At 42.2% G+C, this 16,524-nt stretch carries 16 protein-coding genes and 1 tRNA gene; 11 read left to right on the top strand and 6 right to left on the bottom strand.

Translation table 11 applies throughout. The features are described from left to right. Nucleotides 1-24: 24 nt before the first annotated feature. From K0625_RS07825 to folB, 3 genes are read right to left on the bottom strand one after another with little or no spacing between them, the layout of a single operon-like run. Complete coding sequence (locus K0625_RS07825; protein WP_220109183.1) at nt 25-825, bottom strand: undecaprenyl-diphosphate phosphatase; 801 nt, start codon at nt 823-825, stop codon at nt 25-27. Between the two features lie 51 nt (nt 826-876). Further along, entirely contained in the window at nt 877-1,383 is a 507-nt protein-coding gene (gene folK, locus K0625_RS07820; RefSeq protein WP_220109182.1) for a 2-amino-4-hydroxy-6-hydroxymethyldihydropteridine diphosphokinase, read from the bottom strand. Next, nucleotides 1,383-1,736 carry a dihydroneopterin aldolase gene (gene folB, locus K0625_RS07815; RefSeq protein WP_220109181.1) on the bottom strand — a complete coding sequence of 118 codons (354 nt, stop codon included), beginning with the start codon at nt 1,734-1,736 and terminating at the stop codon, nt 1,383-1,385. The genes folK and folB overlap by 1 nt, the downstream gene beginning before the upstream one ends. Nucleotides 1,737-2,107: 371 nt before the next feature. Here folB and plsY point away from each other — a divergent pair, with 371 nt between their 5' ends. Next, on the top strand, nt 2,108-2,716 hold the full coding sequence (gene plsY, locus K0625_RS07810) for a glycerol-3-phosphate 1-O-acyltransferase PlsY (protein WP_220109180.1): 609 nt from the start codon (nt 2,108-2,110) through the stop codon (nt 2,714-2,716). Between the two features lie 79 nt (nt 2,717-2,795). Here plsY and tsaD read toward each other — a convergent pair whose 3' ends face one another. Beyond that, the gene (gene tsaD / locus K0625_RS07805) at nt 2,796-3,809 is read right to left on the bottom strand and encodes a tRNA (adenosine(37)-N6)-threonylcarbamoyltransferase complex transferase subunit TsaD (protein WP_220109271.1); all 1,014 of its coding nucleotides are present in this window, start codon (nt 3,807-3,809) and stop codon (nt 2,796-2,798) included. 388 nt (nt 3,810-4,197) lie between these two features. Here tsaD and rpsU point away from each other — a divergent pair, with 388 nt between their 5' ends. From rpsU to K0625_RS07755, 10 genes are all read left to right on the top strand, one after another. Then, nucleotides 4,198-4,413: a 30S ribosomal protein S21 gene (gene rpsU / locus K0625_RS07800; protein WP_012323795.1), complete on the top strand. Its 216-nt coding sequence runs from the start codon at nt 4,198-4,200 to the stop codon at nt 4,411-4,413. Between the two features lie 6 nt (nt 4,414-4,419). Further along, nucleotides 4,420-4,863 carry a GatB/YqeY domain-containing protein gene (locus tag K0625_RS07795; protein WP_065187512.1) on the top strand — a complete coding sequence of 148 codons (444 nt, stop codon included), beginning with the start codon at nt 4,420-4,422 and terminating at the stop codon, nt 4,861-4,863. A 96-nt stretch (nt 4,864-4,959) separates the two neighbouring features. Next, complete coding sequence (gene dnaG / locus K0625_RS07790; protein ID WP_220109179.1) at nt 4,960-6,687, top strand: DNA primase; 1,728 nt, start codon at nt 4,960-4,962, stop codon at nt 6,685-6,687. A gap of 126 nt (nt 6,688-6,813) precedes the next feature. Then, a complete protein-coding gene (gene rpoD / locus K0625_RS07785) occupies nt 6,814-8,649 on the top strand; it encodes an RNA polymerase sigma factor RpoD (protein ID WP_220109178.1) in 1,836 nt (611 codons plus the stop codon). Between the two features lie 225 nt (nt 8,650-8,874). Next, nucleotides 8,875-8,951, top strand: a tRNA-Ile gene (locus K0625_RS07780). Nucleotides 8,952-9,115: 164 nt separating this feature from the next. Then, nucleotides 9,116-9,493 carry a hypothetical protein gene (locus K0625_RS07775; protein ID WP_220109177.1) on the top strand — a complete coding sequence of 126 codons (378 nt, stop codon included), beginning with the start codon at nt 9,116-9,118 and terminating at the stop codon, nt 9,491-9,493. A gap of 1,387 nt (nt 9,494-10,880) precedes the next feature. Then, nucleotides 10,881-11,351: a hypothetical protein gene (locus K0625_RS07770; RefSeq protein ID WP_220109176.1), complete on the top strand. Its 471-nt coding sequence runs from the start codon at nt 10,881-10,883 to the stop codon at nt 11,349-11,351. 267 nt (nt 11,352-11,618) lie between these two features. Continuing rightward, nucleotides 11,619-11,918: a hypothetical protein gene (locus K0625_RS07765; RefSeq protein WP_220109175.1), complete on the top strand. Its 300-nt coding sequence runs from the start codon at nt 11,619-11,621 to the stop codon at nt 11,916-11,918. A 101-nt stretch (nt 11,919-12,019) separates the two neighbouring features. Beyond that, nucleotides 12,020-12,448 (top strand): hypothetical protein, encoded by a 429-nt coding sequence (locus K0625_RS07760; RefSeq protein WP_220109174.1) that lies wholly within the window; start codon nt 12,020-12,022, stop codon nt 12,446-12,448. Between the two features lie 124 nt (nt 12,449-12,572). Beyond that, nucleotides 12,573-13,061, top strand: coding sequence for a HEPN family nuclease (locus K0625_RS07755; RefSeq protein WP_220109173.1), 489 nt, complete (start codon nt 12,573-12,575; stop codon nt 13,059-13,061). Nucleotides 13,062-13,459: 398 nt separating this feature from the next. Here the strand turns inward: K0625_RS07755 and K0625_RS07750 are convergent, their stop codons facing one another. Both K0625_RS07750 and K0625_RS07745 read right to left on the bottom strand, forming a co-directional pair. Then, nucleotides 13,460-14,986: a hypothetical protein gene (locus K0625_RS07750; RefSeq protein ID WP_220109172.1), complete on the bottom strand. Its 1,527-nt coding sequence runs from the start codon at nt 14,984-14,986 to the stop codon at nt 13,460-13,462. Nucleotides 14,987-15,465: 479 nt separating this feature from the next. Then, nucleotides 15,466-16,518 (bottom strand): 2-oxoacid:ferredoxin oxidoreductase subunit beta, encoded by a 1,053-nt coding sequence (locus K0625_RS07745; RefSeq protein ID WP_220109171.1) that lies wholly within the window; start codon nt 16,516-16,518, stop codon nt 15,466-15,468. Nucleotides 16,519-16,524 lie beyond the last annotated feature (6 nt).

Below are 16,524 nucleotides of genomic sequence, written 5' to 3'. Positions count from 1 at the left end.
TTCTCTTTTATATACCAATTGGTATTACATAAATATAAAGGCACACAGGAGTGCCCCAAGCGCCAGACGGTAGATAACAAATGGTGTCATTCCCATACGGCTAATAATTTTCAAAAATAGATGAATACAGGTATATGCTGCCACAAATGACACGCCCACACCCAATGCCAATGAGGAGTAATCGATAACATGGCTGCTCTCGAATAGATCTTTACTCATCAAAATAGCCGCACCTAAGATAACCGGTATCGACATCAGAAAGGAAAAACGAGCCGCCGCTTCACGATTTAGCCCTAACATAAGCGCGGCAGTAATGGTTGCGCCAGAGCGTGAAGTACCTGGGATGAGCGCCAAGGCTTGAGCAAAACCGATCAAAAGGGCTTTCTTCCAGCCTGTCTGATATTCAGTCAACTCACAACGGGACATTCTATCAGCCCACCAAAGCAGCAGACCAAACAAAACCGTCGTGATCGCGATAACCCCAGGGCCACGCAGGTAGACCTCTATCATATCTTTGAGGGCAAAACCTAAGATAACGGCAGGGAGAGTGGCTAAAATAATCCACCAAGCAAGCTTACTATCATCGCTCTTCTGCCCTTTAAAAATACTAGCAAGCCAAGAGGTCAGTAGTGAGACCACCTCTTTACGAAAATAGAGCACCACCGCCAACAAAGAGCCAATATGTACAGCAACATCGAAGGCTAACCCTTGATCTTCCCAGCCTAAAATCTGCGAAGGTAGAATAAGGTGCGCCGAACTCGAAATGGGTAAAAACTCGGTCAAGCCTTGAATAAGCGCTAAAATGATGACCTGAAACGTATCCATGAATATCCTTTAAATTAAAACTTATGCTCGGGAAAATTAAACATTTTGGTGTTAGCTTGATGCCATCTGCGGACAGGTAAATGGAATGGTCCACAACTTTTGACGCGTTTTATCATACTCATTCCACAGTGACTGATAACTTTGACCAGTCACAGGGTGAATCAATCGAGGCGCTATCTCAGCCAGTGGCCACAACACAAAGGCATTGGTTAAGATCTCAGCTCTAGGTAACTCAACAGGCTCTTGGCAAACAAGAGAATCATAAAGCAGCAGATCAAGATCTAAGCTTCTTGCCGAAAACTTCTTCGCACCGGGAATACGGCCATTTTCCTGCTCTATCTTCTTAAAGAGAGCCACCACCTCAGAGATACTTAATTCGGTATCCGCTGCGACCACCATGTTTAAAAAGTTACACCCTTCAAAACCCACAGCTTCGCTCTCAAAAACCGATGAGCATAGCAAGTTGTTAAAATGATAACTCAGCTCACTTAACGCGGCCTTAATGTAGTGCTCAGGCTCAATATTACTGCCTAGGCTGATAAATATTCTTGCGCTCATTAAGCGTGGCCTCTCTCTATCTCTACACCTACAGCCGCAGCAGTTGGAACCGCGCCAGGCTTCATAATGGTCACTTTAACCCAAGGCACATTAAACTCAGTCATCAGGCAGTTTGCTATCATCTCAGCCACGGTTTCAATGAGCTCAATTGGCTTCTGCGTTATCAGCGCGGTTAAGCGGTTAGAGACGGTTTCATAACAGAGCGCATGTTGATAGTCATCGGTGGCCGCTGCCATTTTGTTATCCCAAGCCATATCAAGATCGACCAATAGAGTCTGGTGGATCTGCTTTTCCCACTCATAGATCCCGATAATGGTTTCAATTTTTAACTGCCTGATTAATACCCTATCCATGACAACCTCCATGGTTAATTTCTAAAAAATAACAACAGTTCATAGTATGTCCAATGTGATCTCATCGGCATTATCTCTAATGAAATCTCGATACTTAAGTGTCATTCACTGAGGTCAGATAAGCTAAATCGGATAAAGAAGATATAATCCCAATCTAATCAGTGATATTGTCTAGCCTCTGCTGAAAGACCTCAATCAGGAAATTTCAACAGAAAAGGGAGAAAATATCCCGCAAATACAATTAATTTCATGTTAGTCCCAATATTTTTAGCGCCTAACTCGCTCACTCTACTCCCTCGGGTAGTGCAAGATAAATGTAGGCTAAAAATATTGTGGCGCGATGATACCTTAAGAAGGATAAGGAAACCAATTTGACCATAACCGCACTTACTTTAGGAATGATTTTGTCCGCTTATCTTGCCGGGTCAATCTCCAGTGCCGTGCTTGTGTGTCGCTTAAGAGGTTTACCCGATCCAAGAACTCAAGGTTCTGGCAATCCAGGAGCCACCAATGTACTGCGTATTGGCGGTGTCAGCTCCGCTGCGCTAGTGCTGTTTTTCGATATGCTCAAAGGTGCCCTGCCCGCTTATATCGCTTTCCGGTTGGGATTAGACTCAGTCTCCTTAGGTATCATTGCCATCGCCGCTTGCCTTGGCCACATCTTTCCCATCTTCTTCCACTTTAAAGGCGGTAAAGGTGTTGCGACTGCGTTCGGCGCAATGGCTCCCATCGGCCCTGAACTAGCCCTACTATTAATGGGAACTTGGGTCTTAATGGTGCTTATCTGCAGATACTCCTCGCTAGCCGCCATCGTCACCGCGCTGTTAGCGCCTTTCTATACCTGGTATCTGGACGATAGATTTGTACTCCCTGTTGCCATGTTATCGGCCTTGATCATTATCAGGCACAAGGAGAACATTCAAAGGTTACTCAAGGGCGAAGAGTCTAAATTCTCAAGAAAGAAAACCCCTAAGCCCTAGATTCTTCGGATATAAAAACACCCCGCCTTATAAAAGACGGGGTGTTTTTATATCTTACTGCTATAGCTCGTAGCCAGCTTTATACTGGTGGCAGTGTATCCAGTGGCCAGCGCGGTATCCCCTTCACGCCGAGATCATCAGTTTGACCCGCCTTTAACCTTTGTAAACCTGCATAAGCGATCATCGCACCATTATCAGTACAGAACTCACCTCTAGGGTAATAAACCTTACCGCCAAGAGAGGTCATCATCTCAGCCAATGAGCTACGCAAACGAGTATTAGCACTCACGCCGCCAGCAATCACTAAGTTTTTATAACCAGTTTGCTTTAATGCGCGGCGGCACTTAATCGACAAGGTATCGACCACAGCTTCTTCAAAGGCTAAAGCGATATTGGCACGGGTCTGCTCATCGTCTGACTCTGCAGCAATGGTATTGGCCGCAAAGGTTTTTAACCCAGAGAAGCTAAAGTTCAACCCAGGTTTATCTGTCATAGGACGTGGGAAGCGGTAATGGCCGCTTTCGCCTTTTGCAGCTAACTTAGCCAAACGTGGTCCGCCTGGGTAATCTAGTCCCATCAACTTTGCGGTTTTATCAAACGCTTCACCTGCCGCATCATCAACCGACTCGCCAAGGACTTCATATTTACCTATGCCTTCGACAGCGACCAGCATGGAGTGACCACCAGAAACCAGTAGTGCAAGAAATGGAAATGCAGGCACATCATCTTCAAGCATAGGAGCAAGCAAATGCCCCTCCATGTGATGTACGCCAATAGCAGGTTTATCCCAGGAGTAAGCCAGCGCTCTTCCCATACATGCACCGACAAGCAGTGCTCCCACTAAACCTGGCCCCTTGGTATAAGCCACGCCATAGATATCATCTAATGTACAGTTGGCATCAGCAAGCGCCTGCTTAACGAGCGGAACGATTTTTCTAACGTGATCTCTCGAAGCCAGCTCAGGGACTACACCACCGTAATCCGCGTGCAGCTTTACCTGACTGTACAATGTATGTGACAACAGGCCCTGCTCATCATCATAAACAGCCACCCCAGTTTCATCGCAAGATGTTTCAATACCTAAAACCCGCATCATATCCCGTCAAGCAGTCAAAATAGGGCGCTAATTCTACCCGCAGTTGCCCCTTATTCCAATATATTCCCGCCTGCAACACACACGAGAGCGACAAAAGAGCGTTTAACGGCACAAGAAACCATTAATTCAACACAAGATATTGACCCTTAACCCACTAAAAATAGTGTGATTTCAAAGTAGTGAGCTAACCCTCAAATCTAGGTTTATTGCGCTTGCTATTTGGACTAGGCTTAAATAAGATCAAAAGTTGGCCGAAAGATCTCTATTTGGATCGCAATATAGGCTTTACAAAGTGGTCGAACTCGGTATAGAATTCCGCACCATTTTTAAATTAACTAGAGTCAAGCAATTGACTCCAACAACTACACCTAAGGGGTGATGGCGTATGCCAATAATTAAAGTACGCGATAACGAACCATTTGACGTAGCTCTACGTCGTTTTAAGCGCTCTTGTGAGAAAGCTGGTATCTTAGCTGATGTTCGTGCTCGTGAGTTTTACGAAAAGCCAACAACTGCACGTAAGCGTGCTAAAGCCGCTGCTGTTAAGCGTCTTGCTAAGAAACTTTCACGCGAAAACGCTCGTCGCGTACGTTTATACTAATCTCTTATGAGCCTAGTTGATCAGCTAAAAGACCAAATGAAACAAGCCATGCGTGCCAAAGAAAAGGTGCGCTTGGGGACGATTCGTATGGCACTGGCCGCCATCAAGCAGATTGAAGTGGATACCCGCGAAACTCTAACTGATGATCAGGCTATAGCGGTCTTAACCAAAATGGTTAAACAGCGTCGCGATTCGATTGCACAATATAGTGCAGCCGGACGTGATGAGCTAGCAGCAATTGAAGCAGATGAAATCAAGGTTCTTGAAGACTTTCTGCCTCAACCTCTTTCAGAAGAGGAAATTGCTCAGCTAGTTGATGCAAGCATCACTGAGATGGGCGCATCCTCCATGGCGGATATGGGTAAAGTAATGGGAGCGTTAAAACCTAAGGTCTTAGGCAGAGCGGACATGGCGGCAATTGGCGCTATGATCAGAGCAAAACTTAAGTAACTTATGTTTAATGCGTGAATAAGCCGTGCTCTTGCGCGGCTTGTTTGTTTATATTGTTTATGTTTTTTCTTCGCGAAAGGCGTTATTTACTGACTAATGGCGATACCTCGTGATTTTATCAATGAGCTAGTAGCTCGAATTGACATAGTCGATCTAATCGACGCAAAAGTACCCCTAAAAAAGGCGGGTAAGAACCACTCTGCCTGTTGCCCTTTTCACAGCGAAAAATCCCCCTCTTTTACCGTAAGCCGGGATAAACAGTTTTACCATTGCTTCGGTTGTGGTGCACATGGCAACGTCATTGATTTTGTCATGGAATATGACAGGCTCGACTTTATCGATGCCATTGAAGATCTCGCTGGACAACTTGGTGTAGAAGTCCCAAGAGAGAAAGGAACAGGGCCAAGACGCGACGAAGGATTAAGTCGTGATCTGTATCAATTAATGGAAGAAGCGAGTCTGTACTTTCAGAATCAGCTTAGACAAAATGATGATAAACAAAAGGTTCTTGATTATTTAGCACATCGAGGACTCTCCAATGAAGTGGTTGAACACTTCAATATTGGGTTCGCACCCGATGGCTGGGACGGCTTACTAAGCCGCTACCGCCAGAGTCAGGATGCACAAGATAAACTCCTCACCGCTGGTATGGTGATAGAGAACGATAACGGCAAACGTTACGATAGATTTAGGGACAGATTAATGTTCCCAATTCGTGACAGAAGAGGCCGAGTTATCGGTTTTGGTGGTCGAGTTTTAGGCGATGGTACGCCAAAGTACTTGAATTCTCCAGAAACGCCCATATTTCATAAGGGCAATGAACTCTATGGTCTCTATGAGCTGAAACAAAAGCACAGAGATCCACAGAAAGTACTCATTGTCGAAGGCTATATGGATGTGGTCGCACTGGCCCAATTTGGTGTCGACTACGCAGTGGCATCATTAGGCACATCAACAACCGCTGATCAATTTCAGCTATTGCTACGTAGTGCCAAAGAGGTTGTCTGCTGTTATGACGGCGACAGAGCTGGAACAGAAGCCGCTTGGCGAGCTTTGGAAACGGCACTCCCCCTGTTAAAACCAGGTAATCAGGTGAAATTTATGTTTCTACCTGAAGGTGAAGACCCTGATACTATGGTCCGTCAGGTGGGAAAAGAGGTATTTGAAAGTCAGATTGAAGAGGCCCAACTACTGCCCGAGTTTCTATTTGAAACTTTAGCCACACAATATGGCTCAGATAAAGGCACGTTAGCTAAACAGGCAATCAAGCTGATTGAAAAGATTCAAGACACAGTTTTACAAAGTTTACTGCTAGAGAACCTAGCTTATAAACTGGGTATGAACAGTGCTGAAGAGCTAAAAAGGAAGCTGGGCTTCTCTAGTAAAGAGCAAGCAAAACCGCTTCAAACAAAAGCATTAAAAGGACGAGGAACCCCATTGCGATTAGCCATCGCCTTGCTAGTACAAAATCCTCTTTTAGGTGAAGGCTTGCCAGAGCAGCCTGCACTGAAACACATAAAGATGGCCGGCATAGAGTTGCTGACCCTGTTATTAGATATAACCCGTGTACAGGTAAAAAACAGCGCACAACTACTTGAGCAGTTTAGGGGAGATGAGCAACTCAGCACCCTAAAAAAACTGACCCAATGGGACCATCAAGTGGCGGATGAAAACCTGCAACTCGAGTTTAGAAAAACCCTGATCTGGTTGAACAATCAATATATTGAACAACGATATCAGGAATTGAGTCTAAAACAGAACCATACTAAAGAAGAAAGGATACAGCTGACTAAGCTTATCGCTGTCATAAAAGGGCTGAAATAAGGCATACCCTGCCTCAAAAAGTAAGCATTTTGGACTAGCACACTGAAACACACAAGGCTATAATTGACGATTTGCGCGGCAATCAATGCGCATCGTTTTAACTGTTACCCAACTTGGATGATATCTATGGAGCAAACTCCTCAGTCGCAACTTAAATTGTTGCTTGCCAAAGGTAAAGAGCAAGGTTACTTAACCTATGCAGAAGTGAACGATCACTTGCCTGCAGATATGGTCGATGCCGATCAGATCGAAGATATTGTCCAGATGATCAACGACATGGGTATTCGCGTCTATGAACAGGCGCCGGATGCTGATGAGATGATGATGTCTGAAGACAGCACCGATGATGATGCTGCTGAAGAAGCTGCTGCTGCACTTGCAACAGTAGAGGCCGAGCTAGGCCGTACAACTGACCCAGTTCGTATGTATATGCGTGAGATGGGTACTGTTGAACTTCTTACCCGTGAAGGCGAGATTGTTATCGCTAAGCGTATTGAAGAGGGGATCAACACAGTTCAGGCATCGGTTGCTGAATACCCACAAGCGATCGCGATGATCCTTGAGCAGTATGACCGCTACGAAGCCGAAGAGATCCGTCTATCAGATATTATCTCAGGTTTTGTCGACCCAAATGCGGAAGATGTTGCGCCAACGGCTACCCACGTCGGTTCAGAGCTTTCAGATGAAGATCTGGACGATGAAGATGATGAAGATAACGAAGATGATGAAGATGAAGAGGAAGGCCCGAAAGGTCCAGATCCTGAAGAAGCAAAAGAGCGCTTTACTCAGCTTCGTGAAGCTCATGAGAACACCCTTAGAGTTATCAATCTAAAAGGCCGTGGACACCCAGAGTCTACCTTAGCTCTTTTTGAGATCGGTGAGATTTTCAAAGAGTTCCGCTTAATGCCTAAGCAGTTTGACCGCTTAGTGAAAAGCATGCGCGCCATGATGGACAGAGTGCGTGTTCAAGAACGCCTCATCATGAAGCTATGTGTTGAACAAGCTAAGATGCCGAAGAAAAACTTCGTTAAAGGTTATACCTCTGACGAAAGTAGCATCGCATGGTTTGATGAAGAACTTGCATCGAAAAAGCCTTATGTTGAAGGCTTAGAGATGGTTGAGCCAGATGTTCGACGTTGTCGTGCAAAGCTTGATGCGATAGAAAAAGAGACTGGACTTGCGATTGCGGCTATCAAAGATATCAACCGTCGTATGTCAATCGGTGAAGCTAAAGCTCGCCGTGCAAAGAAAGAGATGGTTGAAGCTAACTTACGTCTAGTTATCTCAATCGCTAAAAAGTACACCAACCGTGGCCTACAGTTCTTGGATCTGATCCAGGAAGGTAATATTGGTCTAATGAAAGCGGTTGATAAGTTTGAATACCGTCGTGGTTACAAGTTCTCGACCTACGCAACCTGGTGGATCCGTCAGGCGATCACTCGCTCAATTGCTGACCAAGCAAGAACGATCCGTATTCCAGTGCACATGATTGAGACAATCAACAAGCTAAACCGTATCTCTCGTCAAATGCTACAAGAGATGGGTCGTGAGCCCTCTCCTGAAGAGTTGGCAGAGCGCATGTTGATGCCTGAAGATAAGATCCGTAAGGTCCTTAAGATTGCTAAAGAGCCAATCTCAATGGAAACCCCTATCGGTGATGATGAAGATTCGCACTTAGGTGATTTCATCGAAGATACTACGCTTGAGCTACCTTTAGACTCAGCAACAGGCGAAAGCTTGAAGAACGCCACTCACGAAGTGCTTGCAGGCCTAACGGCTCGTGAAGCTAAAGTACTGCGTATGCGTTTTGGTATCGACATGAACACTGACCACACGCTTGAAGAGGTTGGTAAGCAGTTTGACGTAACACGTGAGCGTATTCGTCAGATTGAAGCTAAGGCGCTGCGTAAGCTACGTCACCCTTCTCGCTCAGAGATCTTAAAATCTTTCCTAGACGAGTAGTCCTCAGTCTCAGATAGATAAAGACTAAAAACCTGCCCACTCGGCAGGTTTTTTTATATTTAACCCTCTATTTTATAACTTAACTTAACGTAGAAAATGGACATATCGTTTAACAGATAAGCAGTTGAGTTCAAAGTTGCAATTTCTTATCAAATCACAGGTGACAAGCAGATTTAAACCTCGTATACTTCTGTTCGCTTTCGGTAGTGACGACTTCCTTAAGTAGGCCCCTTAGCTCAGTTGGTTAGAGCATACGACTCATAATCGTCAGGTCCCCAGTTCGAGTCTGGGAGGGGCCACCAATTTAAAACAAAAAAGCCTACCTTGTGTAGGCTTTTTTGTGTCTTCAATTTAGTAAATCTCATACTGGAAGTATTTTCCATTATCTAAACTTGTTCACATATAAAACTCCCTTAAAGCACTATATTACCCCTCATTTACTACATACTTATTTCCAAGGAATATAATGAGAAAATCATATTTAATAATATTGCCTTTTCTACTATTAGTTAGTGCTTGTACCTACACATCCAGCATTAACTCAGGTACATCTTTTACACCTAAACAAGTGTCACTGATAAAAAAAGGAATTACTGACGAAGTAAGCTTGGTAAATTTATTGGGTCAGCCTCAAGTAAAAACAGTCATAAGTGAAACTGATGTGAAATGGATTTACACATACACAGAAGGTTCAGCATCAGCTCAAGCATTTACCATGAAAACTACATCCAACTTTACTACACATATGCTCGATATTTTGGTTCGTGACGGCGTGGTTATTAATTTCGCAGAAACGCATACACCAGTGAACTACAACATCAATACTAGCAGCTCCCTTAATTAGTCTGGCTATAACCCAATACTCTTTTGGGGAAGAAACTAAAACTCATCCCTTTAAACATAAAGCCTACTTTATGTAGGCTTTATGTTCTTCGAATGAAGACTGGTTACATTTTCTGGTTTAGCTTCTAACAGATTTGATATTTGGTATATGATTCCAGATCGAACCTTCATTCCGACCTATCGCCTCCCAGCGTGGTGTGTGCAGACACTTCTGCGAGACGCTGTAAATATATCCCTATACGCTCTACGATTTCATCCCTGAAATCGAAGCTCGCAGCCGCATCTACACCTGCTGATTTACGAGAAGGTTATCTCTTCGATTTGGCTCCTAAGTTATTGTTCTTTGCCCTCTCTCCGAGAGCTTCGTGTCCTCCGTGGTGAAAGCTTGTTAGCCTTCAAATGAAGACTTGATTACATTTTCTTAGTACTAGCAAATGACTACTTAGAGCCGTCATCCTGAACTAGTTTCAGGATCCAGCTTAAAGATTTTGGCTGAGTTGCTATTTGGTGAATGGCTGAAGGTCATTCCTTCATTGCTATCACCTGCGGTGGGCGTATGTGCACTATTTCTTTGAAAGGGTTCAGCGAGACGCTGGCTCTTGATTTCAAAAGAGTCATACATGTAAGTTCGAGGACAGCATCTGACCTATATGGACATGGGAAATGCCGAAAAATGTAGGGAACATTTTTGGCCTTGCTGTCAACGGCCACAGCCGCTTCTGCACCAGTTCATCAGTCTCTCCGATTTGAGTTTCTTGGCTGAGTTAGTGTTATGGGAATATGTTTAAAGGCCTCAGTTACATTACTACCTATAACCTCCCGTAACTCCCGTAGCTCCCTTGAAATCAGATGCATCAATGTCATGATGGCAGGCTCCCAAAGAACAACGTATGTGCAGATACTTCTGCGATACGGTGAATATGATGCGCTCATGGGCTAATTATGTGAGGTATGGAGACAGCCTTTAGATAGGGATAACGATACAAGCCCCCCGATGCAAGCTCGTATGATGATACCAGTGACATCAACGTCCACAGCCGTATCTACACACGATTATTTATCTCTTCGATTTGAGATTATCTCTAGCAAGAAAATGCCCGATTATCAGTTTCAAATGATAGGTTGTACAGATCAGTAACAAACCTGTTGACCTACTTTTACCAATCGATAAGTGACAGTTACTGACTACTTTGGATATAACATCAATATCTATGTTCACTTTTCAATTTTCCGTGCTCGTTTATTCAGTGCTACTCTGATAGAGTGCTTATAAATCAATAGCTTTACTTTAGTAAGGCTTAAATAATAGGTTTATTAAATGTGCTTTTGCGTTTTGCCTAATATACTCGCATGCGCACTATATAAATGTTAGGTTTCAAGGAGAGTTAATGGATCAGCATACTACAACCAGAGTTCCAGTTAATGATGAATATGCAGCTTTAGTAGGTAAAGCTGTCTATGTTTTTGCATATTATGAATGGACTATCATTTACATAATTGAATATTTAGAAAATGGCTTTGTTAGTGATTATAGCCGTGGTAAACCTATGACTTCTGGAGCTGTCTTAAGTAAACTTAAGCAAGTAATCAAAAGCTTAAGTTCATTACCTAACAATGTCACTCAAAGTGAGCTAGACCGATGCACCGATAATTTTGCTAGATTAATTGTAAAAAGGAATGCTTTGATACATGCGCATCCTTGTACAGATGATGATGGGTCACAAATTTTAAGTTATCAAGCTAGTCCTACAAAACCTCTTCCTGATATGAAGTGGCCAAAAGATGAAGTCGAAAAAATCATTGCGGAAATTGATGAAGTCGCTTGTGAATCAAAAGAAACTTTAGAAAAATTAAGGTGATTGAAACCTAGTAAGAAAATAAACATGGACACGTAACTGCTAAGCGTTTAGGAATTGGCACCAATAATTTGGATACATTGTAGTTCCTAAATATTGATCTCCCCTTGATTTTTATTTAGTGCACCATGTTATTTTACTCATTAACCCGTGTTTATGCCGAAAGGCTCAATATCGAGTATGAAATTGGCAACAAAAGAAACATCACGTTGATGAGAAGAGCTAGAGTCCAAATATGGCGCCAATAATTTAGTTTAGAAAGGAGTTTTTATGTCTGGAATAGATGGAACACCGTGGTGCGCACTCGATGACCTTCAATCATATTTGGAGGAGATTGATAGCAGCCATTTACTTAAGTACATAAAGCACTCAGAAGATCAGTATTCACTGAATAAAGAAGAATTCGATAAGCAAAAAACACCTTCAGTTCGAATTCAAATAGCTTGTGTTTTCGCAATATTAGGTGAGCATTCTATAGCACAAGAAATCCATGAGTTAAGGTGGGGGGATTTAAGTTCGTGGGGTGACAAGGTAACAAATGGTATGCTCAAAAAATTTATGCAGCCTTAGCCGAGGTAGTTATAACATGTACCTTCATCCGATATTTCCCCCTGTGCTTGTTTGGTGGTGGGTATAAAATGACGACTTAATATCCTGATATAGATTTAGAAATGAGAAATATAGAACTATTCAATTTGAGCGTTGCAGAGATTTTAGGCGAGTGCTATGAAAGCTTTCCCAAACGTATCAGTATCAAAGAAAGTGATATTGCTTACAAAGTATTGGAATACTACGACGATAGTGTATCCGATGATGTTATTGTTTTTGTAGAACAGTTGTTTGATATATCATCATCAACCATTGAATGGCTAGAACAAGCTGGTTACATATGGGTTGGTGGAAGAGATCATAAAGATTTTTATCGGGTTACGTTGTCGAGTAAAGGTTTAGAACTTTTAAATCTAATTCCTGATTCGCTAAATACAAAAGATACTCTAGGTTCTTCGTTTATAAAAAGTGCGAAAACAGCGAGTAAAGAGACAGTTCTAAGTTCGATTAAAGTTTTTCTATCTGAAGGTGCTAAGTTGGCTTTGAGTTAAAGTTTTTAATCGTTATTAATGGCTGGCTGGATTATTTATTTTTTATTTTTAATTTTTAATTTTTAATTTTTAATTTTTAATTTTTAATTTTTAATTTTTAATTTTTAATTTTTAAGGGATAGTAATGGGATATTACAAAGAGTTACAAGAAGATTTTGTATCAAGAACAATTTCTTTGTTGAGACAATATAACGAAATAATTCACCAATTCAAGTTTGAAGAACAGTTTAACTACACGCTGGCGATTAACTGTATGTTGGGGTTAATCGTAATGCCTAAAGAAAAGGTTGATACTTACATTCCGAATGAAGAATTAACACCTGAGAATAGGGCGAATATGGGGTTAGTTGAAACTAGCATTGACGAAAGTATCCGCACACTGGGAGAATTAATTCAAAATTTACGTCATTCAATTGCACACTTTGATATCGTTGTTCATTCTGATGTGTCAGGTGAACTTATCGATCGCCTTGAATTCCGTGGTACCAAAAATCAACCTGAATCGATAGCTAATTTTAAAGCTAGTGAAATTTTCCCATTCCTTTGCTACTACGCGGATAAATTGAGTAACAACCTTGAGGTTTATCGCCGTCCGCGCTTAGTGGCCTCATAATGATTTATCAGGAGTGGCTTAAGTTATTTTTTGTCACCACTTAATACTAGCTGTAACGGGGACTGGTCTTGTATTTTGCAAGACAAAGGTGCTGTATCAAGTTTGAGGATCTGAATTAACTAAGATACTTTTTCTAATCCCAAACAGGTTAACTAGACTCAATACTCTAGGTGACTTCTGTCCAGAAACAAGCTGTACAAGCTCTAAATTGTTGGCTTGTTTTCATTAGTAACTACACTCACGTTGAAATGGGGAACATTCAACCAACATTTTTTGCGACGGAGAGCATACTCGCCTGCACAAAATCAGATTAGTGTAAGTTCCTAGGCACGCTCCACTCACTCGATACTATTGTGACAGCCTCAACTGCGAACTTTCTTTATTGTATTTTCTTATACTTAACTGTCATCACTTAAACGACTTATTGCTTGTTGCTCAAGATCAGCGACTAGCTCTTTAGTCGGTATCTGATCGTTAAAAGTTAGCGTTTCTAAAATTTCAGAGTTATACGCTTTGTATACAAAATCTTCGGCTTTTCGAGCGTGTAATAGGGTAATAGCACCAAATGCAGAATCACCTAATACAACGATGGAAGTAAATCGGTGTTTCACTTCTTCGAGCTCCTTGTACATCACATTTTCTGGTGTGTCTGGAACCCTGAAATCAAGACCATTGGCATCATTTTGGAGAAGACGACACAAAGCTTCGATTCTTACTTTCTCTTGAACTAGTTGTCCTATGTGAACTTGTAAGGAACTATCTATATCGAAGCTACTTTGTAAAAACCGAAGGTCTAGTACTAGATCTGAATAATCAAAGTAGTCATGCTTCATAGTAAATTGAAAAATGAGTGGCCTATCTTTTTTCTCTAAGTCGATCTCTAGGAAAAGGCACTTACCAGAGTTTTTTGAATTAAACACTTTAAAAAAACGAATGCATTCTTCTATAGACACTTTTTTGTCGAGTGTCTCATGAAGCTTAATGCCCTCAAACGAGTTATTAGTCATTTTCCCTAGCTCTATTGAAAATAAGTTTGCCTTAAATAACAATCTATTATAGCCATTAAGTACACTTGGAACCTTCACTAGTTCAGCGTCAAATGATATAGATGTTGAATAATGGTTGGTTTTAAAGCGTAGCTTGCACTTGTCATGTGTTTCTGGGAACACTTCAATCTTTGCTACGTCAGATTCGCTTATATTGATACCGTCTAGACTAAACCGTGTGTCTTGCATTATTGCATCTTTAACATCCAGAGAAGTAACTATGCCCAACGCTTTGTTCATAAAGTAGTCTTCTAGCTCATTCCCACTTGTTTTAAAATGGAACTGATAGCCTCCATCTTCGTAGCCAACGGTTTCAGTTAATTCATGTTTGTCTTGCTGATATTTCGCAATTCCATCAGGAACAAAGCTTACTATTTTTCCTCTCAGCTCTTCACCAGTATTTTCTGGTAGTTTGTGTTTTTGGCTGTAACTTACTTTTAGCTCAATTTTGTTCAGCTTCTTGGGAGTCTTCAGTAAATAGTTTTGTCGAATTTTCTTTAGTATTCTAGTTATAAGTTTCTTATCTACGTGAATTAGATATGAGTGTTCAAGTACAGGGGAGGCTAAGCCGTCATATTCGTAGAAAAGAATAAAGGCAGGAGAGGTATAGTCTACTAATCTCTTCAAAGCTGAAAGCTTGATATTCACACCTTTGTCAGTGCGTTGAGTTGATTTGACTTGTATTTTGCACTCAATCGGTTTTTCTTGTTTGTCTTGTGGTCCATCTGACTTTATGTATGGAAATTCAATTAAATGATCCCATCCCATAGTGTCCTCTTCTAGAGAACGATTTGCTACAAGCCCAGAAGAAGTACACCATCGTGATAACTCTTCTTCACCGAGCTTCCCTAAATTGACATCGTAATCAAAGTCTGACAACTACAACCTCTTTATCTATATGATAATTTTAATGTTTAGAGTGTACTCTATCATATAGAAGGTGAATTATAGTTGACTCATTAGCTAAAAATTTTACTTGAACATACGGTAACAAATTTACGATGTGGTAAGAGCCTAGTTATCTCTAGAATCGAAGCTCGTAGTCGCATCCACACCTGCTGATTTACGAGAAAGTTATCTCTCCGATTTGGCTCCTCTTTTGCCTCTCTCCGAGAGCTTGGTGTACTCCGTGGTAAATCACTTTTCTGTCTAGGGGTTTGAGGCTTACTAGTTTGGAGATACCGGAAACCCATCTGAGATCCAAGACTTGTCGTATGTAAATGAAATCTTGTCATCTACTCCAACAGGGAGGCTTATAGTGCACACCTTACGGGTTGTAGCACCAATAAACACATCTAATTCAAAAAACAAAAAGCCTGCATCTTGCAGGCTTTTATCTTTTCAACTCAAAACTTACTCTACCTAAAGCTCTCATTAATGGTTTTCAATACATGGCTACCGGGGCAGAGTGTTTCCTGCTTTAAAGAGTTCAGAGGGGCATCAGATGTGCCATTTATCTCATGGTAATCATCGGCTTCTGGGTCGATATACATCAGACCTGTGAGGATCTTCCCCTCGGCCTTATGTTGCTCAATCTTCGTCATCGCCTTGATACGATCATGGGCATCATAATCGGCATCTATTCTCGACAGACGCAGAATGGAGCCATCATGAAGACAGATATCTTCGCTATCTGATTGGCCATTCTCGCAGCGTATCTCCTGCTTAACAGGCACAAAATCCGCCACCGCAGCGGTGGTAATATGATCATGAACATAATCATAGGAGCGATTTGAATCTGGGTTATTGTTAAAGGTCACGCAGGGGGAGATGATATCGATAAACGCAAACCCCTTATGGCTAATCGCCGCCTTAATTAAGGGCACCAACTGCGACTTATCACCGGAGAAACTGCGCGCCACAAAGGTCGCGCCAAACTGCAGCGCGCTCACGCACAGGTCAATATCGGTAAACAGACTCGCCTCACCAGATTTACTCTTCATCCCCTGCTCAGCAGTGGCTGCCAACTGGCCCTTAGTTAAACCATATACACCGTTATTGGCCACCATATAGAGCATATTTAAACGGCGCCTGACCACATGGGCAAACTGACCAAATCCAATGGAGGCACTATCGCCATCACCGGACATCCCAAGATAGATAAGATCGCGATTTGCCATATTCGCCCCCGTTGCAACCGAAGGCATACGTCCATGCACAGTATTAAAACCATGGGCATTGTTAAGAAAATAGGTGGGCGCTTTCGAGGAGCAACCTATACCTGATAACTTAGCAATTTTATGTGGTGGAAGAGAGAGTTCTGCACAGGCCTGTGCAACCGCAGAGGTGATAGAGTCATGCCCACAGCCTGCACATAACGTCGACAATGCGCCTTCATAATCTCTATGGGTTAAGCCAAGATCATTGACCTGCAGCCTTGGGTGCTTAAATTGTGGTTTGATGTAACTCATAGCGCC

This window comes from Shewanella nanhaiensis, assembly GCF_019457885.1.
Classification (GTDB): domain Bacteria; phylum Pseudomonadota; class Gammaproteobacteria; order Enterobacterales; family Shewanellaceae; genus Shewanella; species Shewanella nanhaiensis.
Note: the sequence above shows the minus strand (reverse complement) of the source record. Positions and strands in the feature narration are given on the sequence as shown.